This window comes from Bacillus paranthracis, from assembly GCF_001883995.1.
GTDB classification, from domain to species: domain Bacteria; phylum Bacillota; class Bacilli; order Bacillales; family Bacillaceae_G; genus Bacillus_A; species Bacillus_A paranthracis.
Map to the genome: position 1 here is coordinate 1 of NZ_MACE01000024.1, position 21,335 is coordinate 21,335.

Annotated in this window: 22 protein-coding genes; 20 read left to right on the top strand and 2 right to left on the bottom strand. The window is 33.3% G+C overall.

The genetic code is table 11. The annotated features are described in order from the left end of the window. From BAQ46_RS11230 to BAQ46_RS11290, 13 genes are all read left to right on the top strand, one after another. Positions 1-283: polymorphic toxin type 50 domain-containing protein (locus tag BAQ46_RS11230; RefSeq protein WP_249024548.1), on the top strand; the 283-nt coding region annotated here is incomplete at its 5' end. A 24-nt stretch (positions 284-307) separates the two neighbouring features. Continuing rightward, a complete protein-coding gene (locus tag BAQ46_RS11235; protein WP_061130397.1) occupies positions 308-646 on the top strand; it encodes a hypothetical protein in 339 nt (112 codons plus the stop codon). A gap of 131 nt (positions 647-777) precedes the next feature. Continuing rightward, positions 778-1,020: a hypothetical protein gene (locus BAQ46_RS11240; RefSeq protein WP_210734244.1), complete on the top strand. Its 243-nt coding sequence runs from the start codon at positions 778-780 to the stop codon at positions 1,018-1,020. Further along, positions 995-1,492, top strand: coding sequence for a hypothetical protein (locus BAQ46_RS11245; protein WP_116777231.1), 498 nt, complete (start codon positions 995-997; stop codon positions 1,490-1,492). Before BAQ46_RS11240 ends, BAQ46_RS11245 begins: the two co-directional genes overlap by 26 nt. Positions 1,493-1,519: 27 nt before the next feature. Continuing rightward, positions 1,520-2,767, top strand: a complete 1,248-nt coding sequence (locus BAQ46_RS11250; RefSeq protein ID WP_071741936.1) for a PoNi-like cognate immunity protein — start codon at positions 1,520-1,522, stop codon at positions 2,765-2,767. 301 nt (positions 2,768-3,068) lie between these two features. Continuing rightward, the gene (locus tag BAQ46_RS11255; RefSeq protein ID WP_000105668.1) at positions 3,069-4,001 is read left to right on the top strand and encodes an AAA family ATPase; all 933 of its coding nucleotides are present in this window, start codon (positions 3,069-3,071) and stop codon (positions 3,999-4,001) included. Further along, positions 3,998-5,107 carry a DUF58 domain-containing protein gene (locus BAQ46_RS11260; protein WP_071741937.1) on the top strand — a complete coding sequence of 370 codons (1,110 nt, stop codon included), beginning with the start codon at positions 3,998-4,000 and terminating at the stop codon, positions 5,105-5,107. The genes BAQ46_RS11255 and BAQ46_RS11260 overlap by 4 nt, the downstream gene beginning before the upstream one ends. Before the next feature lie 15 nt (positions 5,108-5,122). Then, positions 5,123-5,857, top strand: coding sequence for a hypothetical protein (locus BAQ46_RS30030; protein ID WP_001284544.1), 735 nt, complete (start codon positions 5,123-5,125; stop codon positions 5,855-5,857). Between the two features lie 194 nt (positions 5,858-6,051). Further along, a complete protein-coding gene (locus BAQ46_RS11270; protein ID WP_046199291.1) occupies positions 6,052-6,558 on the top strand; it encodes a DUF3902 family protein in 507 nt (168 codons plus the stop codon). 327 nt (positions 6,559-6,885) lie between these two features. Continuing rightward, positions 6,886-8,052, top strand: coding sequence for a serine hydrolase domain-containing protein (locus BAQ46_RS11275; protein ID WP_000710647.1), 1,167 nt, complete (start codon positions 6,886-6,888; stop codon positions 8,050-8,052). 617 nt (positions 8,053-8,669) lie between these two features. After that, positions 8,670-9,146 carry a YbaK/EbsC family protein gene (locus tag BAQ46_RS11280; RefSeq protein WP_000278064.1) on the top strand — a complete coding sequence of 159 codons (477 nt, stop codon included), beginning with the start codon at positions 8,670-8,672 and terminating at the stop codon, positions 9,144-9,146. A gap of 23 nt (positions 9,147-9,169) precedes the next feature. Beyond that, positions 9,170-9,931, top strand: coding sequence for a YqcI/YcgG family protein (locus tag BAQ46_RS11285; RefSeq protein ID WP_001143350.1), 762 nt, complete (start codon positions 9,170-9,172; stop codon positions 9,929-9,931). Further along, positions 9,924-10,562: a LysE family translocator gene (locus tag BAQ46_RS11290; RefSeq protein ID WP_000624904.1), complete on the top strand. Its 639-nt coding sequence runs from the start codon at positions 9,924-9,926 to the stop codon at positions 10,560-10,562. Before BAQ46_RS11285 ends, BAQ46_RS11290 begins: the two co-directional genes overlap by 8 nt. Before the next feature lie 287 nt (positions 10,563-10,849). Here BAQ46_RS11290 and BAQ46_RS11295 read toward each other — a convergent pair whose 3' ends face one another. Continuing rightward, the gene (locus BAQ46_RS11295; protein WP_116777232.1) at positions 10,850-11,188 is read right to left on the bottom strand and encodes a DapH/DapD/GlmU-related protein; all 339 of its coding nucleotides are present in this window, start codon (positions 11,186-11,188) and stop codon (positions 10,850-10,852) included. Between the two features lie 218 nt (positions 11,189-11,406). Between BAQ46_RS11295 and BAQ46_RS11300 the strand changes: the two genes are divergently transcribed. From BAQ46_RS11300 to BAQ46_RS11325, 6 genes are all read left to right on the top strand, one after another. After that, entirely contained in the window at positions 11,407-13,155 is a 1,749-nt protein-coding gene (locus BAQ46_RS11300) for an adenine deaminase C-terminal domain-containing protein (protein WP_071741938.1), read from the top strand. 336 nt (positions 13,156-13,491) lie between these two features. Continuing rightward, entirely contained in the window at positions 13,492-13,971 is a 480-nt protein-coding gene (locus tag BAQ46_RS11305) for a MarR family winged helix-turn-helix transcriptional regulator (protein WP_071741939.1), read from the top strand. Positions 13,972-14,060: 89 nt separating this feature from the next. Beyond that, a complete protein-coding gene (locus BAQ46_RS11310; protein ID WP_071741940.1) occupies positions 14,061-15,506 on the top strand; it encodes an aryl-sulfate sulfotransferase in 1,446 nt (481 codons plus the stop codon). Positions 15,507-15,680: 174 nt separating this feature from the next. Continuing rightward, on the top strand, positions 15,681-16,703 hold the full coding sequence (locus tag BAQ46_RS11315) for an ABC transporter substrate-binding protein (protein ID WP_080349468.1): 1,023 nt from the start codon (positions 15,681-15,683) through the stop codon (positions 16,701-16,703). 14 nt (positions 16,704-16,717) lie between these two features. Continuing rightward, positions 16,718-17,497: an ABC transporter ATP-binding protein gene (locus BAQ46_RS11320; protein ID WP_000255349.1), complete on the top strand. Its 780-nt coding sequence runs from the start codon at positions 16,718-16,720 to the stop codon at positions 17,495-17,497. A 14-nt stretch (positions 17,498-17,511) separates the two neighbouring features. Further along, positions 17,512-18,336: an ABC transporter permease gene (locus BAQ46_RS11325; RefSeq protein WP_000114664.1), complete on the top strand. Its 825-nt coding sequence runs from the start codon at positions 17,512-17,514 to the stop codon at positions 18,334-18,336. An 81-nt stretch (positions 18,337-18,417) separates the two neighbouring features. On the opposite strand, the gene BAQ46_RS11330 is transcribed toward BAQ46_RS11325, so the two are convergent. Next, complete coding sequence (locus BAQ46_RS11330) at positions 18,418-19,794, bottom strand: catalase (RefSeq protein ID WP_061130908.1); 1,377 nt, start codon at positions 19,792-19,794, stop codon at positions 18,418-18,420. Between the two features lie 272 nt (positions 19,795-20,066). On the opposite strand from BAQ46_RS11330, the gene BAQ46_RS11335 reads away from it, so the two are divergent. Beyond that, a complete protein-coding gene (locus tag BAQ46_RS11335; RefSeq protein ID WP_071741941.1) occupies positions 20,067-21,284 on the top strand; it encodes an aspartate aminotransferase family protein in 1,218 nt (405 codons plus the stop codon). Positions 21,285-21,335: the final 51 nt, after the last annotated feature.

Sequence of the window (21,335 nt, forward strand, 5' to 3'; positions counted from 1 at the left end):
AGGAGCTCAAGAAAAGCATATTCCTGATACACCGAACTATAAACAAGAATTAGCAAATGGAAAAAATAAGAGTATTTTCTATGGTGATAATAAAATAGTGCAAGAATTGCTTGATAAGTTCGCCGGGAAAGGTGAACTATTAAAAAACGGTAGAGAAAGAGTAGACTTTGGTGAGCCAATAGGAAAATATTATGACCGCAATACTGGTGAATACCATGAGACTACTAAAGGGTTGATCCATTATGGAAAAGATGGCGCTCATATAGTACCATCAAGACCATAAAAATCATAAGAAAAGAGGATGCAAATGGGGTACGATTCTTTAATTGGAACATTAATAAATTATGAACATAGTGACATGATACTAGAATGGAAAAGTGGATTGAGGATTATTGGAGAACTAGATACAGTTTTTGAAACAGACAATGGACTAGATGAGGATGATATAAATTATACAGAATATGATGCAGCTGTATTTAGAGTAAATAATATTTTATCTCGACCTAATACAAACGAAGGTACTGTATATAATTGGTTAAAACAAGAAAAAAGTTCATTGGTTGAAATTTCTCTCTATGATGATCCACCAAGTGCAGTATTTTTAACTGACGGAAAAAGAGTATGGGAAAGAGAAATATGTAAATAATAGGTGGTATTTAAAATGAGACCTTGATTGGCATATATACCAATCAAGGTTTTTTTCTATGTTTTTACACCTGTAAAGGGTGTTCATCAGTGGTACGAAATTGGTTACAAGAAAAAGAGACGGATGAGAGTATGAGTGTACTTAGGATATCTAATAAGAAATCTCAATGCCGTTTTTGTGAAAAAACATGGATTGAATGCAATGAAAGAAATATTCTTGAATATGGCAAGGCAGAAGGACCTACACCTGAACAACTTTATAAAAAGTATGGTTCATGGGAAAATGTGATATATGGCAGTTTAAAAACAAATCCAGCAATGGATGTCATAGTATGGGAGGAAAATAATTATGAAAGAAGAAAAAATACAAGGTAATATAAAGTGGATTACATACAATAATTTAAGATTTAGAATAGAGAAGGTTAATGATGATTCATCCGTAATTTGGGTTTCTGATAATTTTGTGAATTTACGTTTTACCTTAGTAATGAATGACTTTTTAAGTAAATGTAATGATAAAATAGTAAAAGGAATTGATGGATTATACGAAAATACAAATGCAGAGTCAAAGATCAAATACGTTATAGATGAAGCTAAATTTGGTAGTTCACAATTAGGAAAAACTAAAGATGGACGACAAATGTCAAATGATTGGTTGAAAGGTTCTGAAACTGGAAAAAGTAGAATATTAAAAGCTGTTGAGGGAGATGAAGTATTAGCTGAACAGATTACGAAAGCCTTGAAAAGAGGTAAAGTTGAAAGAGTATTATCAAAAGTTGATAGTAGTGGAAAGGTTAAAACATTTAAGATAGATGCAAAGGGTAACATCGTTGGAGAGTGGCCATAATCTAGAAGCGAGGAGGAATTAAAAAGAATGAGAGATCATTTATGTATAGAAGAAAAATGTAAAAGGGGAATAGAATATCATAAAGAGTTTATCGAAGAAAATAGAGAAGAGATTAAAAGTTTAGAAGAAGATGAAAAAAATGGTATTCAAAGATATCCTAATGATAACAAAAGTATTATATTAGAAAATTATTTGTCGAATTTTATACATGAGATGAACGACATTAGGGCAATGTATTCTTTAGGAGAAGACATTAGTAAAATGGAAGTATATTTTTATAATGCGATAGATGATTTAGAGCATACAGGAGCTAGCAAAGTGGGTTATATATATATGCTTTGGATAATTTCTTTAGGAATTTTGTTAGAAACGGATAAAAAGAATATAGAAAGATTAAAAAAGATAGTTGATAAAAAAAATATGAACGACGCAGTAATTGATTTCCTCTTATGCGCTAGTGATATCGGATACACAAACATGACGAACAGATATTATAAAGAAAATCCATATGCAAAAACGAAAGAGATTATAGAACTTGCACAAACAGATAAAAAAGAAGCGTCTAAAAGATTACAAGTGTATATGGAGAAAGAATGGTTTAAAGGCCATTATGATTATGAATGGAAAAATGCGCATAAAGAACCTGGATATGTGGGGTATTGGAGCTTTGAGACAGCTGCAATAGTAAAGATACTCGGACTTGATGATACAAGTTTAAAAGATAATAATCATTATCCATATGATTTGGCACATTATAAAAATGAAATGAAATTCAAGCATATAGACCTAAGTGAATATCACTATGAAGATGAGACAGAAGAAATAGAGGATATAGTAGAAGGAATTGAAAATAATCCTGCACTGGAAAACATGATTCCGCCAAAATGGCATTCATTGGTCAATGAATTGATTCATGACTATGAGAATATGGATGATAGTAGTTTTTATGAAAAATACAAAAAAACGATAGAAATAGGTCAAGTGTGGTTCTTACCACAAGAGTATGAAGAAGAAAATGAGCAAAAAAATCTATTAGGAAGTTTAATTGTGTTTGCCCTGACGGTAAGAGAGTATATATTACAATTGGACTATAAAGAAGATTTAGAAGACTACATTGATAATCTAAAAAATTTCTGGAATGTTTCAGAAACAAAGTTAGTTCAATTTATGTTAGAGAATGATCAAAATTATTATGCATGGGTACCAAAAGAAGCAAACATCCCAAATATGTATGAAGTGAAGATAGAGAGTGTCGATGTAGAGGAAGTTCTATAACGAACAAATCGAAATGATTTTTATTATATGTAATATTAGAATGCATTTTACTAGTTAATTCAAAACAATGCATGCGTGGCAGAAAAAAGGATGTATTGTTACTAAAAATTAGAGGGAAAGAAGGCTGTTGGATTGAGTTAAGCACCTCATTGTCAATATACGACAATAGGTGCTTTTTTGCGTGCAATGAAGAAAAAATAAAAGATTTATTTTCACTCTATTTCATCTTCGAATTACATGTTATAATTTGGGAAAATTATATTCTTAATTTTTAGATAATTAAAAGGTGGTAGATTACTATATGAGTACATTAAAGAAAATTACTAACAATATTTCGAAGGTTATTATAGGAAAAGATGAATCGATAGAACTGGCAGCTATAGCTCTTATAGCAAGAGGGCATATTTTATTAGAAGATGTACCGGGGACAGGAAAAACAACATTAGCGAAAAGTTTGGCTAAAAGTGTGGACGCTAAATTTCAAAGAATTCAATTCACAGCGGATACTTTGCCTGGAGATGTTATTGGCCTTGAATATTTTGATGTAAAGGAATCGGAATTTAAAACGAGGTTAGGTCCTATTTTTGCAAATATAGTATTAGTGGATGAAATAAATCGTGCTGTACCGAGAACGCAATCTTCATTACTGGAAGTGATGGAAGAACGTACTGTTACGATTTCGAAACAGACGCATTCATTACCAGAACCTTTTTTAGTAATTGCAACGCAAAATCCACTCGAATCAGCGGGCACATTTCCGTTACCTGATGCTCAATTAGATCGATTTTTACTTACGATTCGCCAAGGATATCCTACGAGAGAAGCTGAAAAGGAAATGATGAATCGATTTCAAATGAATGATCCGTTAGAAACGTTACACTCTATTATTTCAAGTGAAGAAATTATTATGATGCAAAAACGTGCAAGAGAAGTGTTAGTAGGAAATGATGTGCAAGATTATCTTCTTGAAATTATTGAGGCAACGCGTAAGCATGAGCTAATTGAAATTGGTGTAAGTCCGCGGGGGACGTTGGCATTTATGAGAGCGATTCAAGCAAGGGCTATATTAAATGAAAGAGATTACTGTACGCCAGATGATATTAAGACGCTTGCTGCATCCGTTTGTGCTCATCGTTTAACGTTAACGATTGAAGGGGAGATGAAAACGACGAAAGAACAAATCATGAAAGAAATTCTTCATACGATTAATGTACCAGTGGAGAATATACGATGAATCAACAGCTTGTGTATACACCATTAGCGGAGCCTTTCGTAATAGGAGTTATGTCAGTTATAGCCGTTATTTTAAGTGTATTTTCAAGTAATTTACTCATATTATCTCTCGTATTTTTATATGTAATTTTAATAGGTGCTATGCATGTTTATATAAGTAAAGTATCTCGTGTTGAATGGGAATACAGTCAAGGAAATTCGAATGTTTTTATCGGTGAAACGAACAGGTGCAAAATAAAAATTTCAAACAAATCAATTTTTCCTATTTTTAATGTTGTATTTCGATTTAAATGTGAAAATAAGCTAACTTGGAATCATGATGAAATAAACAAAAATCATAGTACAGGTTCAAATTATTATATGAATTTTAATTTAAAAGGAAGGGAGTCAGTTTCATTTGATTTGCAAGTTGTAGCGTTAAAAAGAGGCATCGCGAAATGGGAAGAAGTTGAAATTGTGATTACCGATCTCTTTGGATTTATAACGAACCATATCACATATAAACAAGTTGATACGCCCTCTTATTTAGTCTTACCAGCTGTTCCGAAAATACAAGTTCCTGAATTACAAGAATGGTCACGAGGATTTCGAAAAGCGATGTCTTCACCCTTATATGATGAAACGAAAGTAATGGGAGTAAAGTCTTATGAAAATGAAGATTTTCGTTCCATCCACTGGAGTGCAACGGCGAAAACGGGGACGATAACTGCGAAAAAGTATGAGCGAACGCAATCAGATAAATACGCGATTTATCTCAACTTGCAAAATAAAAGTGGTGTTTCTTTGCGAAATGATACAGAGAAACTAATCGAATTAACGGCGGGTATATGTAAACAATTGCTCATGCAAAACTGTTCATTTGAAGTATGGATCAATAGTGTAAAAGATAACGGTTTGCTACATATAAAAAATGGGGATAATCGGAAACACTTGCAAAATGTATTAAGGGTACTTGCCTCGATATCAGACCAAGATACGCCTGTATCTTCTTCTTATTTTTATACAGCAGGCTTTCGTCGAAAGGAACTGGATGCGGTTCCTTTAATTATTGGTACTTCACCAAAGAAATACAGTAGAACGAATAAATGGATTGTAATGAAAGAATAAGAAGGGGCTTATGTCATGGCGAATAAAAAGCGACATATGAAAGTGAAGTTATGGGGTGTAAGAACTTTAATCATACTTTTCTTTGCGATTAGTGCGATAACGTTATCACAAGGTGTTGTGTATGTACAAGACATAGTAAAAGGGCTTTTTTCTAGTAAGACGGAGATAATATCAGAAAGAAATTATGATTTTACTAGTGTAGACGCACAGTTTGATGAATCTGAAAGAATTATAGATGAAGAAACAGGAGTTGTAGATACAAGAACGAAAATAGATAGGGAAATTCCACTTTTTGTACGAAAAAATTCATGGACTGATGTGTTTTCTGTTCTTTCAAATTCATGGATTAGTGTCATTTTTTATGTAATTATTGCAGTGGTCATTTTATATGCTGTTTATAAATTAATGAGGAAAAAGGTAACGAAATCCGAAATAGAACAGGATAAACAATCGATAACAAAAGAAAATACGGATAGAACCGAAAAGAACAAGAAAGTGATGCATCAGTTTGAACAGCCATTACCTAAAGATACGATAAGAAAAACGTTAGTTGAATGGGAAAGAACATTACCATTTCATGAACAGAGAAGATCTTATGAAACGATGCAACAGTGGTTAAAAAGAATTAGTAGAACGAGAAATATTACTTCGTTATATGAGTCTGTTCGTTATGGTGAAAAGACGTATACGGAGTTAGATGTGGAAAAAATAATGAAGTGGGTAGAGGGAGATGGGAAGGTGGATATGTAAATATCCACCTTTACTTTTTTGTAGAGAAATTTGATTATCATGAATCATTTTCATATATAAAACTGCCTTCAAATAAGAAAAAGAAATTAACTGTAAATTAACTTTATTTACTTATACTTCATTACATGTTAACCTATACTTAATTTTTATAAATTATAATTAATTTTTAAGTTTTTTAAGGGTGTGAAAATGTAATGAAATCAGTATTAAAAAGCATACTTATTTCCTTTGTTTTTTCTGCAGTAGGTATGTGTTGGTTGCTGTTCTTATTATTCAAAGGGGACGGAGACTGGTTATTGTCTTGGATAGGCGTATTAATGGCATATTTATCTTTATTCACTTTAATAGATTTATATTGTAAAACTACATACGACAAAAAAATAAATAAATGGCTTATAAAAACAGCGGTGACTAGCTTTAGTTTTGCTGTGTTAGGAATTTCATTTTGTATCATACACGAGCTATTAACACCATGGAGTCTCAGTTTAATGGTGTGGTATTGGTTGGTAATGTTAGTGTTATTTTTAACGACCATACTATCATTAGTCAGTCTCGTATTTGTTAATCGTAAAAATCATAATTTCACCGGTGTATATAGAATACTTATACTTCTAAATCTACTTCTTACGTTAGGACCAGTATTATGGCCACTATTACTTTCTATTATCGGAAATGGTATGAACGCTAGTGCAGGATGGTAAAGGTGAATATAGATTAGTTGTTTAAATAAAAGAGAACGTGTTTACATAAAAAATGAAAACACGTTCTTTTTTATTCATTTTAATACGAACACAATGAAACATCTTAAAATAATTAAGATAAGGTGAAATAAAAACGGGGGAGGTTAAGGGACTTTCCTTATTTTTTATGCCCTTTTTATTTTCATACATAATTCTTTCTCAGCAGATTGTATCAAACTTTAAACGTAAGTATTTCGTAAGGAATGGATAAGAAAAAAGAGAGTTTTATCATATAGGATAAAAGTATAGCTTGAATCAATACGATATGAATAGGGGAGAGAAAACCTTATGAAAAAATGTAATTCAATGAAGTTAGCGAGTTTGACAGTTTTATTAGCGGGTACTACTCTATTTACACCTGGTTTTACTGTGAAAGCAGAGTCTACTCAAAATATTTCTAATTCGTCACAAGAACCTAATCAAAAGAATCGGAATGGATGGAAACAAGTAATGCAGGAAACAATACAAATTGGGGCACCAGGGGTATTAGCTAAAACGTCTAATAAAGGGAAAGTTAATAGTTATACTGCTGGAGTGGCGGATTTAAATACAAAGAAACCGGTGAAATCAGATTATCGCTTTCGAATTGGTAGTGTGACGAAAACTTTTACCGCCACGACGGTTCTTCAATTAGTTGGAGAAAATCGCGTACAACTTGACGATTCAATTGAGAAGTGGTTACCGGGTCTCGTTCAAGGAAATGGGTATGATGGCAATCAAATTACGATACGCCAACTTTTGAATCATACAAGTGGTATCGCTGAATACTTAAAGTCAAAAGATGCTGACATAATGAATTCGAAAAAAACGTATACAGCTGAAGAAATAGTGAAAATAGGTCTTTCTCTACCTCCAGATTTCTCGCCGGGCAAAGACTGGTTGTATTCAAACACAGGATATGTAATATTGGGAATGCTAATTGAAAAAATAACTGGTAATAGTTATGCGGAAGAAATTGAAAAGCGAATTATTGAACCTCTGGACTTGCCAAATACGTTTTTACCAGGAAATTCACCCGTCATCCCAGGAAAGAATCATGCTCGTGGATATGTGAAAATGGACGAAACAGGCGAGTTGAAAGACATTACGTATTATAATCCGAGTTTAGCTAATGCAGCTGGAGATATGATTTCTAATGCGGATGATTTAAACAAGTTCTTTTCATCTTTACTCGGTGGTAAGTTACTGAAGGAACGCGAGTTAAAAGAAATGCTTACTACAGTTCCTATAGAAGGAAAAGGGGTTGGTGATGGATATGGCCTTGGAATCTATGAGACGAAACTTCCAAATGGTGTCTCAGTTTGGGGGCACGGAGGATCAATTCCTGGGTTTATGACTTTTGCTGGTGGAGTAATTGGAGGCAAGCATACATTTGCTGTCAATGCTAATTCTTTAGGTCCGGTTGAAATCCTTACACAGTTTAATAAAATGATGCAAGTTGAATTTAATAAATAATAGATGAAAAGAGTTCTACTATAGAGGTATATAAGGACTTGTATGTGATTTAATTGTTATGAAAATATACTCTTAAAAAATCCCGAATCATGAGCAATTTACTTCCCATGATGCGGGTTTTTTATGTGCTGTTACAAGAAAAGTAATGATGTATTTAAATTTCTTCATTTTACTATAAATCTATTATATTTATTTGATATTTCTTATTTATAGTGACTTTTACATTTTTAAAATATTGCAACATACAAAGGTAAGTAGTTCTAGATTTCGGGGTTAATAATAAGTGAATTCTGATTTTTGTTAAAAAATATTTAAATGTATTTCCGTAATTTACATAATAAGGTACTTTTATCGTATGAATTAATAACAAATAGAATTAAGTATACAAAAATAGATAATTATGATTTGTGTAAGAATGATTGACTATTATGAAAAATAATGATTAATATAAGTTTTATATTTTAGTTCCATTTATATCACAAATTTGTATTTTATTTCAAATTTAATTGTGTCGTAAACTATAATTGAATATATTGTGAAAAAGAATAGGGAGCGGGAACAGCAATAGAAAAGGCTATCTTTTCAAATTTTGTAATGAAATCAAAGGAAGGATAAATATGTATAAACAAGTAGTAGAACTGTTAGAAGAAGCGGCTATATCGTATACACAATATACACATGAGCCAATATTAGATTATGAAACAGATAGAAAAATTAGAGAAAGGTTTAAATTAGAAGGTGTACCCAGTAAAAGTTTATTTTTAAAAGATAAATCAAATAACTATTACATATTTGTAACTGTTGAAGGAGAAAAATTAGATTCAAAACTTATGAAAGATTTGGTTGGAAAAAAGATTTCTATTTGTTCAGCCGAGGAGTTAATAGAAAAAACTTCTTGTGTTCCAGGGTGTGTATCTCCATTTGGCTATTCAGATGAAATCACACTTATTATAGATCGAAAAATTTATAACTATAATAAATTTTTGTTATCTCCCGGTATACCTGAGATAACAATTGAAATACCTACAAAAAGTATAAATAAAATCTTAAATATTGTTGAGAATAATATTTTAATATATGAGAAAAGATCATAAATATATTAGGGGGGATTTTAGTAATGCCAACTACAAAAATGTATTTATACGATCAAAAGAGAATAATTGAAGAACAAAATAAAGGGATTTTAGATGAGTGGAAAACTATATCTTTCAATAATTTTCACGATAGCATTTTAGATCAATCTAAACCATTTCCGTGTTATTTTGCAGTAGATTCTGAGAAACATGGTTGGTCTAGATATATATTTTCTGAATCGGCTTATGATGAAAATGAATTGTTCAAACTAAGAGATGGGATTTATGAATATATTAAAACATATCAACAAATTGCAAAGAGAACTACTTTAGTAATATTTTTTAAACCATCTAATAAACAATTACTGGCTGAAGAATACAAAAAACAATTTTGGAATGTATTACAATTTTTAATGAGAAATGATCCGGAGCCATGGAATGCAGAAATACCAATAGATCCTTATAACGCTAAATGGGAATTTTGTTTTGGTGGTGAACCTATATTTGTCGTTTGTAGGGCTCCAATATATTCTGAGAGAAAAAGTAGATATACAGGAACCGGCCTTGAAATTACGTTACAACCTCGAGGTACTCTAGATGATATTACAGGTGATACAAAACAAGGGAAACAAGTACGGAAAGTGATTAGAAAACGTTTGTTAGCATATGATGATATTCCAATGCATCCAGATATAGGGGATTACGGAATAAAAGAAACCTTTGAATGGAAACAATATATGTTACCAGAAACAAATGAAGAAAGTGTAATGAGATGTCCTATTACGGGGTTGAAGAAAAATGATTAGCATGATATTCAGTTATATATTATTAGGGATTTCATTGTCTGCACCAGTCGGTCCGATTAATGTTGCTCAAATAAATAAAGGAATAAAAAATGGTTTTTTGAGTGCATGGTTAGTAGGAGTTGGAGCAATGTCAGCAGATGTTGTAATGATGTTTTTAATTTACTTTGGTATTTCGACTTATTTAACAACTCCAGTTGCCCAGCTCTGCATTTGGATTTTTGGTTTTGTAACGATGATTTATTTAGGCTATGAAAGCATGAAAGAAGCTACTAAACAAGTTCAATATATTTCATCAGGTGAAAAAGAACATCCTTTAAAATCTTTTCTATCGGGGTTTGCTATCGCAATTTCTAATCCATTAAATATTATTTTTTGGATAGGGATATACGGATCAGTTCTAACTAGTGCTATGAATACTATTGGAAAAGAACAAGCTTTATGGTATAGTGCAGCTATTTTTGCTGGGATTATGCTTTGGGATATATTTATGGCTACATCTATTCATTTTGGTAGAAGATTTATTAATCATACAGTAATGAAATGGATTTCTATAGTAGCAGGAATTGTTTTAATTATGTTTGGAATATATTTTGGCTATGAGGCAGTAAGAGGGATTGATAGACTATTATGAAATGATTGATAATTAGAGTCGATAGTTATTTTTTAGAACTTTATTCATAGCGAACCTTTTGGTTTTTGAATTTGTTAATTGATAAGTATAGGTTAATTCCTTATAGTAAAAGACTTATAGAATCATTCTATAAGTCTTTTTATTGCTGTATAGAAAAATATATAGGCACATTCTCTTCTCACAAAGAGAAATAAAATTCTTAACAAGAACGATAAAATAAATATATAAGCAGTAAAGCAAATTTCAATAAAAGTAGCTTGTTTGCATTTGAAAAATCTAGAATGTTTTTAATTGCTATGAATTACTTTCACAACTTTTGTGGGCACTCCTGCAACGACAATGTTTGCAAGTGCATCTTTTGTAACAACTGTACCTGCAGCAATAACTGAATTGTTTCCAAGTGTCACACCAGGAAGTATGGTTGCACTAGACCCGATCCATACATTTTCACCAATTGTAACAGGGGAGGCGTATGTCGTGTTTCTTGTTTCTAAAGTTAGCCCGTGATTAAGTGTGGCAATTGTAGCATTCATACCGATTATACAATTGTCTCCTATTTGAATCCCATCTCTATCTTGAAAAGAACATCCATTGTTAAAAAATACGTTTTTGCCCTTACAAAATATTCATTATTCTTTCAAAGGTTCCAGTAAAACAACTTCACAGAAATGTTCATGTTCAAATGAGGAAGAAGTGAACAATAAAACGATTTATATTCCGAAAATTGTAATTTTTATGATTGTTAAATATAATAGTGATATATATTGAGTGGACTTAAATAGAAAATAGTTTAGTTAATTAATTATTTTTCGTCTTAACTAATATGGCATTGGAGTGAAATACATTGGGACAAAATCAGTTCAGATGGAGTAACGAGCAATTACGAGAACATGTTGAAATAATAGACGGTACAAGAAGTCCTCATAAATTATTAAAGAACGCAACATACTTAAATTCCTATATACGTGAATGGATGGAAGCAAATATTTGGATCTATGATGACAGAATTATATATGTAGGAGAAAAACTACCAGAGCAACTACATGAATGTGAAGTTATTGATTGTGATGGAAAGTATGTCGTTCCTAGTTACATAGAACCGCATGCACATCCATATCAATTATATAATCCAGAGACGTTAGCGAATTATGCGATGCAATTTGGGACAACAACTTTTATTAATGATAATTTAACTCTATTTTTCACATTAAAGCGTGAGGAATCATTTCATTTATTAGATAAATTTAAAAAGCTTCCAGCTAGTATGTATTGGTGGTGCCGTTTTGATGGACAAACTGAATTGCAAAATGGGCAATCTTTATTTAATAGTGAAGAAATAATAGAATGGCTACAGCATGAAGCAGTTCTTCAAGGAGGAGAGCTAACAGCATGGCCAAAATTATTACATGGCGATGATGAAATGCTAACTTGGGTGCAGGAAACAAAGCGATTACAGAAAAAAGTAGAAGGACATTTCCCAGGAGCATCTGAAGCAACGTTAGTAAAATTAAAACTGTTAGGTACAGACTGTGATCATGAAGCAATGACGGGGCAAGAAGTGTTAACTCGTCTTATGCAAGGTTACACTGTTTCTCTTCGAAACTCTTCCATCCGACCAGATTTAGAAGTTTTATTAAAAGAACTACTGGAATTAGGTGTGAAGCAATTTGATAGATTCTTTTTCACAACAGATGGTTCTCATCCGTCCTTTTATGAAAACGGAATGACGAATGTAATGATTACTACTGCTATAAAGCAAGGTGTTCCAGTAATAGATGCATATCATATGGCAAGTTATAATATTGCTCGTTATTATAATATGGAGCATATACATGGTTCGATTGCGACAGGGAGAATTGCTAATATCAATATTTTAGAAAGTAAAGAAAACCCAGTACCAGCGAGCGTTATTGCAAAGGGGAAATGGGTGAAGCGTGACGGTGTAAATACGCATGAAGCATTACATATAGACTGGGGTAAATGTAAAGTAACTCCATTATCATTAGATTGGTCCATAGAAAAAGAGGATATGATTTTCTCTAATAAAACGGGTATACACTTATTAAATAACGTTATTACAAAACCATATACTAGTAAAATCAACATAGAATGTAATGAATTGTCCACAGATCATGATGAATGTTTCCTTATGATGATTGCTCGTGATGGCAGTTGGCGAGTGAATACAGTTGTGAAAGGTTTTGCGAAAGAACTAGGTGGGCTTGCTAGCTCTTATTCTGGTACAGGTGACATCATTCTTATCGGAAAAAGAAAAGAAGATATGCTTATAGCTTTTCATAGAGTAAAAGAGCTTGGCGGGGGAATGGTAATAGCTGAGAAGAATGAAGTATTACATGAAATCGCATTACCATTGCTCGGAATTATGTCTAATTTAAAAATGAGTGAATTAATACAGGAAGAGAAACAGATGGTGAAATTACTACAAGAGCGTGGCTACGCGTATGATGATCCAGCATTTACAATTTTATTCTTTTCTGCGACGCACTTGCCTTTTATACGGGTAACGCCTATAGGGCTATATGATGTGAAAAGTGGAAAGGTAGTTGCTTCGCCGGTGAATTTGATAAAGTAATATTAGAAAGAACTCCTCCGCTACAGTAGTTATGTAAAGTGGGGGAGTTTTATATTTTAGATGTATTGTTATAAATAGGGTTACATATAAATAATCTCAAAAATAACCTTAAACGAGAACAAATAGATAAATTAGGAAAATATATTTTTAAAACATACTTGACGCATAGGAATTAATGGATTAATATGTGGATATTACTTATTTTACCACTCATTATTTTAATGCTAAAACAAATTGAATAGCTGATTGGATAACCAAAGGCACGTATACATTTCATAATTTTGAAATGTGTTCGTGCCTTTTTGTATTATTCATAGAGCAAGGAGCGGAGGAGATATGAATAAAACGATGCCAACATTAATCGAAGAAACAGATTGGTTGTTTCGTAAAATGGTCCGTAAGTTTGTAAAGGAACGTGACAAAATTAAGATTGAAGGTATTATGTTGCCGGGCATCTTAATATTAAACAAAATTATTCGAGATGGTGAGCAGCGTCTAACTGATTTAGCAGAAGAACTGGATTTTACATCAGGAGCGATTACGGCATTATGCGATAAGTTAGAAGAAAGAGGCTTGGCTATTCGGAAACGTCATCAGGAAGATAGACGAATCATTTTACTTGAGATTACTGAAGATGGCCTGAAATTTATAAAGCAAAATAATAAAATAAGAACAAGTTTTATATCTGTTTTATTCGATGGATTTTCAACAGAAGAATTACAAGTGCAGACCGAAGTTTTTAAACGCTTAGCCCATAATTTAGAACACCTTTCGGATACAATTATGAAACTAAGCAATGAGAATACAGAGGAATAACAAAGAATACTATTACTCTAGTTATTTGGGTCTGAAAATTCAAACTGTTAAAAGGTGACTTATTAATAATATGAATAGGAGTGGAAAGAATGGGACATCCAACAATTTATCCAACAGGGGCAACAGTATATAATCCCGGGAAAGCTTGGAGTGGTTATACAATTTATCAAGCTGCAGATCATGGTGCGTTATTAATTGATATGAATGGAAAGGAAGTACACTTATGGAAAGGACTGCGTGGATTTCCAAATAAGTTATTACCAGGCGGATATGTTTTTGGTCATACAGCACAAAGAGATCCTGAGTACGGTTTTCAAGATGAAGTAGATTTAGTTCAAGTAGATTGGGAAGGAAACATAGTCTGGAGATTTAACCGTCTGGAACACATTGAAGACCCAGACCATGATCCGCAGTGGATGGCTAGAGCTCATCATGATTATCAGCGTGAGGGAAATCCCGTGGGTTACTATGCACCAGAATTAGAACCGAAAACAGATGGTGGAAATACGTTAATTTTAGCACACAAAAATGTACATAATCCGAATATATCCGATAAGCCGTTATTAGATGATGTCATTATTGAGGTAGATTGGGAAGGGAATATTATATGGGAGTGGGCTGTCAGTGATCATTTTGAAGAACTTGGATTTGATGAAAGTGCTAAAAATGTACTATTCCGTAATCCTAATATTAGATCCTTTGGTGGTAATTCGGATGGAGATTGGATGCATATAAATTCTATGTCTACAATTGGTCCGAATAAGTTTTATGACCAAGGAGATGAACGTTTTCATCCTGAAAATATTATTTGGGATGCTAGGGAGTCAAATATAATTGCCATTATTGACAAGAAGACAGGAAATATAGTTTGGAAACTCGGTCCTGACTATTCTAGCCCAGATGTTAAGCATTTAGGATGGATCATTGGACAACATCATGCACATATCATTCCGAAAGGATTGCCTGGAGAAGGGAATTTACTTGTATTTGATAATGGTGGTTGGGCAGGATACGGTCTTCCAAACCCTGCATCTCCATACGGTTCCAAAAATGCTGTTCGTGATCACTCGAGGATTCTAGAAATTAATCCAGTAACTTTAGAAATTGAGTGGCAATATACGCCAACTGAAGCTGGATATCAAGCTCCTTTAGATTCGTATCGATTTTACAGTCCATATATTAGTTCTGCCCAAAGGCTACCAAACGGAAATACATTGATTACAGAAGGAGCAGATGGTCGGATTTTTGAAGTTACTCGTGAGCATGAGCTTGTATGGGAATATATTTCACCTTATAAAAATAACAGAAACTCCAATATGGTTTACCGTGCGTATCGTGTACCGTATGAGTGGGTACCTCAACTAGAAAAACCAGAGGAGAAAGAAATTACTCCTCTTGATATAGCAGCATTTAGAGTCCCGAATGCTGCAGAAGCTGGTACGGAATCTGTTGTGACAGTCGAAGGAACAATATCTTACGGCACGGGAGATTTCTGTGTAGCGACATTGGAAGAAATAAATAAAATACGAGATTAACGTTAGTAATTTAAAGTGTGGGGAGAGTCATTTCCCCCACTTATTAAAATGAACTTGATAGGTTTGTTATATGACAAAACGTTTCCATTTCTTTATTTGTAATAATTTAACGTAATATTTCGGTTAAATAAATCTTACTTCAAGCTTGAACAAATTGTTATGGAGGAATGATAAATGGTGAAACTAAAGCCTTTATTTTTAAGTTTATCAATGGTTACTAGTTTAGCTGTAGCAGGATGCTCAAACTTTTCAAAAGAAAGTGCGGGAACGACAAAAAGTAATGGGAAAGAAACGGCCGCGGTGAAAATGGCTATAGATACAGCTGCTGGCGGATCTTTTCAGTTTAGAGCTGCCGAGAAACAAGGCTATTTTGAGAAAAATAGTATTAAAGCTCAACTATCGAATTTTGCTTATGGAATTGATACAGTTAATGCGGTATTAACGGAACAAGCTGATACAGGTCTTGCTGCTGATTATGCGCTTTTAAATTCGTTAGGAAAAGGAGATATGGTCGTAATTTCAACACTTACGCGAGGAAATGAAAAATCATCAAAAGACAATGAGCTTCTAGTTAGAGAGGGGATTAAAACAGAAAATGATTTAAAAGGTAAAAAGTTAGGCGTACCTAAAGGGACTGTAACGGAGTATGTTTGGGCGAAATATTTGGCAGCGAAACATATTAATGAAAAGGATATTACCTTCGTTCCATATAGTACACCAGACGAAGCTATTGTAGGAATGAAAAATGGTGATATAGATGCTGTTTGGAGTTCTGGTGCATTAAAGGATAAATTTAAAAATATAAAAGGTGTAACAAAATTAGGTGATTTAGAAAGTGCAGGCGTTACAATTGACAGCTATTTACTAGCAAAAAGATCATTCGTCGAGAAGAATCCAAAAGCTGTTGAAAACACACTTAAGGCTTTATCTGAAGGTATTAAATATGTAGATAACAATAAAAAAGAAACCGCTAAGCTTGCTTTTGAGCAATTGAAACTACCAGAGAAAGATGCGTTAAAAGATATTGAAAGACAAAACTATGTTCTTGGATTTACAGAGGAGGACGCAAAACATTTAGAAGATATGAAAGTATGGTTAGAAGAGAAAGGGAAACTGAAAGATAAATATGAATTGAAAGATAAAATTAATCTTGAAGCACTTAAAAAAGCTTTCCCTGAATCTGTTACTTATAAATAGAATAGGAGTGAAGTATGGTGAGTACAGTAAGTGAAAAAGAAGTATTGAAATCTCCTGTGGCCATTTCTATTTCTGGGTTATCTAAATCATTTAATAACGAACAATTTGTTTTAGAAGATGTAAATTTAACAATTGGGAATGGTGAATTTTTTATATTACTTGGCCCAAGCGGATGTGGAAAATCTACGTTATTAAGTATGCTTGCTGGATTTGTTGAAAAGACATCAGGGAAACTAATAGTCAATAATGAAGAGGTAATTAAGCCTGATAGAAATCGTGGCGTCGTATTTCAACAAGCAGACGCAGCGCTTTTTCCGTGGCTAACAATTAAAGAAAATATTGAATTTGGTTTAAAAATGAAAAAAATGATAAAGCAGACCCGAAATGATATATCCTCTCACTATATAAAACTTGTTGGACTAGATGGGCATGAAGGAAAATATCCAAGAGAACTTTCTGGAGGAATGAAACAAAGAGTTCAATTAGCACGTGTGTTAGCCAATGACTCGCAATTTTTATTAATGGATGAACCATTTGGAGCACTCGATGCAATGACTAGAAGAACAATGCAAATAGAGTTAATTCGAATTTGGAAAGAAACAAACAAAACGATTATTTTTGTCACTCATGATATTCAAGAAGCTCTATTACTTGGGCAAAGAATAGGGGTAATGTCTAAAGGACCTTCTTCAAAAATTGAAAAGATTTACGATATTCCACTACCGTATCCGAGAACATTTACAGATAAAGAATTTAATTACTATTATCAAATGATTCAATCACACTTTGATTGAAAGGAGGTCCAAATATGAGCGTGTTGAAAGATGAGATTGCAAGAAAAGAGACTATTTATGAAACAAATAATTTCAAGATTGGTTTACAAAAGAAGCTATTACAAAGTGGAATTATCGCTTGGATACTTATCCTTACGATATGGAGTGTTGTAGCGAATTTTTCTGATCCGCAATTTTTGCCAAGTCCGATAGCAGTTTTGTATGGAGCAATTGAACTGAGTCAAAATGGTTCCTTATTTATATATATAGGAGTTAGTTTTTTAAGAGTAATAGCTGGATGGATTTTAGGGAATCTTGTAGCCATTCCGGTAGGATTATTAATTGGCCGAATCCCATGGTTAAGAGCGCTATTTGATCCAGTTATCAATTTTATTCGCTTTATTCCACCTCTTGCCTTTATAACATTATTTATGCTTTGGTTTGGTATTGGAGAGCAATCTAAAATTTTTCTCATTATGTATGCAACTTTCTTTATTGTGACGATTAACACAATTACCGGTGTGCAAGCTGTTGAAGAAGATAAAATTCGCTCAGCGAGAAGTATGGGAGCATCAGAATGGCAAATTATGTTCCATGTCATCATACCAGCAGCACTTCCTTATATTTATACGGGGGCAAAGCTTGCAATGGGATCCTCATTTATGGCCATTGTTGGAGCTGAAATGGTTGCAGCTAATGAAGGAATTGGTTATATGATTTGGAATGCAAGGTTATATTTCAAAACAGATTGGATTTTTGTCGGTCTTGTTATTCTTGGATTGATGGGCTTCTTGATGGATCGGATATTTAATAAATTCGGAAGTGTAGTTCTGAAAAGATATAATGTGGTGAAAAAATAAAAAAGAGCCATTTAGCTGACTAAAAAAGGTTAGATAAATGGCTCTTTTTTATGAAAAAAGTCGATGCGTTCTTACTTCTTATTATTTTTCTATCTTGGTTTCAATCCTCTTCACCAAATCAGCTGACACGTTATGAAAATACTCTAACACTATCTTTCTAATATCATCAGATATAACTTTCAAATCACCAGCTAAGTTTTCTGCAAGATGTTCTTTTTCTATCGGTTTTAACTTCGCATAAAATTCACCAGCCTGCGTAAAGTCATCTTGTTTCGTTATTGAAGTTCTTTCAAGTTCACCTTCAATGTATCTTCCGTCACCGCTCGTTATTTGATTAGCAGGTGTCCAATTTTGCTGTTGGTTAATCGTTAATTTCCGAAATTCGGGACCAATTCTTCTTCTTTGAGAATCACTATAAATGTTAGCTCGCCCTTGCAACATTTTATCATCTGATAATTCAGCACCGTCAAGTAAATTAGAAGGGGAGAAAGCGACTTTTTCTACTTGTTCCATATAATTTTCAGGGTTTTTATTTAATACCATTTTGCCGACTGGTATAAGAGGATACGCTTTTTCATCCCATATTTTTGTATCATCTAAAGGGTCGTAAGAAAGATGCGCTTCATCTTTCGGGTCCATGAGCTGGACATATAAACCATATTCCACTGGTTTACCGTTTGCAATTGCATCATATAAATCTTTGCCGCTATAATCAGGGTTTTCGGCAGCCAGTTTATTTGCTTCCTCGCTAGTAATGAATTGTACACCTTCAAATGGGTACCAATGATACTTTACATACTTTCGATTGCCTTCTGCATTTCTCCAAACATATGTATTTACACTATGTCCTGGGATGTGGCGAAGGCTTTTGGCCGTACCATTATCAGAGTACAAACGGACAACGAAATGTATGGATTCAGGTGCTCTAGCGACAAAGCTCCAAAATCTATTAGAGTCTAATAAGTTATTTTTAGGTGAAGGTGACAACGCTTGAATGGTTTCAGGGAAACGCATCGGATCGCGTACAGAAAAGACAGGAATGTGATTACATAATAGATCGAAAATACCTTCTTTAGTATAAAATTTTGTAGAAAAACCGCGTACATTTCTAGAAGTATCAGGTGTTCCTTTCGTGCTAACAGCTAATGAAAATCGCACCATAACGGGAACTTTCTCATTAGCATTTTGTAGGAAATTTAGTTTAGTATGTTCGGGCATTGGATAGATTGTTTGAAAATAACCGAACGCACCAAATCCTTTTACATGAACAGGTCTTTCTAAAATTTTTTCGTGAATAAATTGTTGTAACGCCTCGTGAAGCACACTATCTTGCTCTAGAACAGGTCCACGTGAACCAACTGTTTGAGAGTGAAGGATTGCTTGTTCATTACGTTCTCCATTTTCATTAAAGTCTTTCCCTAGTAAAGATTGCCTCTGTTTATCATAGTGTTCATTCATCAATATAGCCTCCAAATCTTTTTCGTCCATTGTTACTAAATATGATTTTATAGCCTTGATTATGTATAACACGCTAAGTTCAAACTAGTTACAGACCGCTAGATGAGAAAAACGCGTATGTAGTGGACCTGTTGAAATAGAAGAAATTATGGAAAAATGAATATCGGGAAGAACATTACTATTAAAATTTCAATCTTAAAAATGAATTTATACATGACTTTATAGAAAATGAACATAAATAAAACAGGGAAAATAACTAGGAGGAATGTAACATGTCGGATTGGTTTCAATTAGATAAAGGGTATATGATGTCAACGTACTGTCGTACAAAGCTTGCGATAGAAAGAGGAGCAGGGTGTAAACTGTATGATGTGGATGGTAAAGAGTATATAGACTTATTTTCTGGTGTCGGAGTAAATGTATTAGGATACAATCACCCGAAAATCGTACAAACAACAATGGATCAAGTTACGAAGTCGTTGCATTTACCGTTTCATTTTTTAAATCCAGTTGCGATTGAATATGCAAAGAAATTAGTTGATTGCTCTTTAAAAAACGGAAAGGTCTTTTTTACAAACTCAGGTACGGAAGCGACAGAAACGACGTTGAAATTAATTGATAAATATAGAGCTATTATGCATGAAGAACGTGAAGGAATTGTAGTGTTGAAGAATAGTTTCCACGGGCGTACGTTGGGGGCACTTCATTTTACAAGACAAGAAAGTGTATATCAAAATTTCCCGAAAACATCGATCCCAGTATATGAAGTTGAGCGCGAGAATATAGAGCAATTAGAAGAGACAATAATTCATGAAAATCCAATTGCAATTATGTTAGAACCTGTATTAGGAAGCGGGGGAATTTATCCATTATCGGGTGAATATTTACATGGTGTTCAAAATTTATGTGAGAAATATAATGTACTACTTATCGTTGATGAAGTTCAAAGTGGTATGGGGAGAACGGGAAAACTATTTGCTTATCAAAATTTCAATATTACACCACATATTATTCAAATTGGTAAAGGAGCAGGAGGCGGGATACCACTTGGCGGAATTATTGTAGGTGAAAAGTTATGTGATGTATTTGCGCCAGGAGATCACGGCACCACATTTGCTCATTCATCAATAGGAACGGCTTTAGGTTTAACTGTATTAAATACATTACTTGACGATGGTTTAATGCAAGAAGCATATGAAACGTCACTATATTTGAATGACAAACTGCAAGACATTCAGAAAGAAAATTCTTATTATATTCAGGAAGTGCGTCATGCGGGGATGATGTTTGGGATAAGTGTGAATGACACGAATGAAAATGTGAAGAAATTACAGATTGAGTTAATGAATAAAGGAATGTTGGTCGATGTAACACAAGGGAATATTATTCGATTACTTCCGCCGTATATTATTACGAAAGAGGAAATTGACGCATTCATTTATGAGTTTATTTCTTGTGTTCATAACATAGCTGCTACAGCAAGTATTTAAAAAAATATAAAAAAATATAAAAAGCTGAAGAAGCCGCTATTTTAGCGGCTT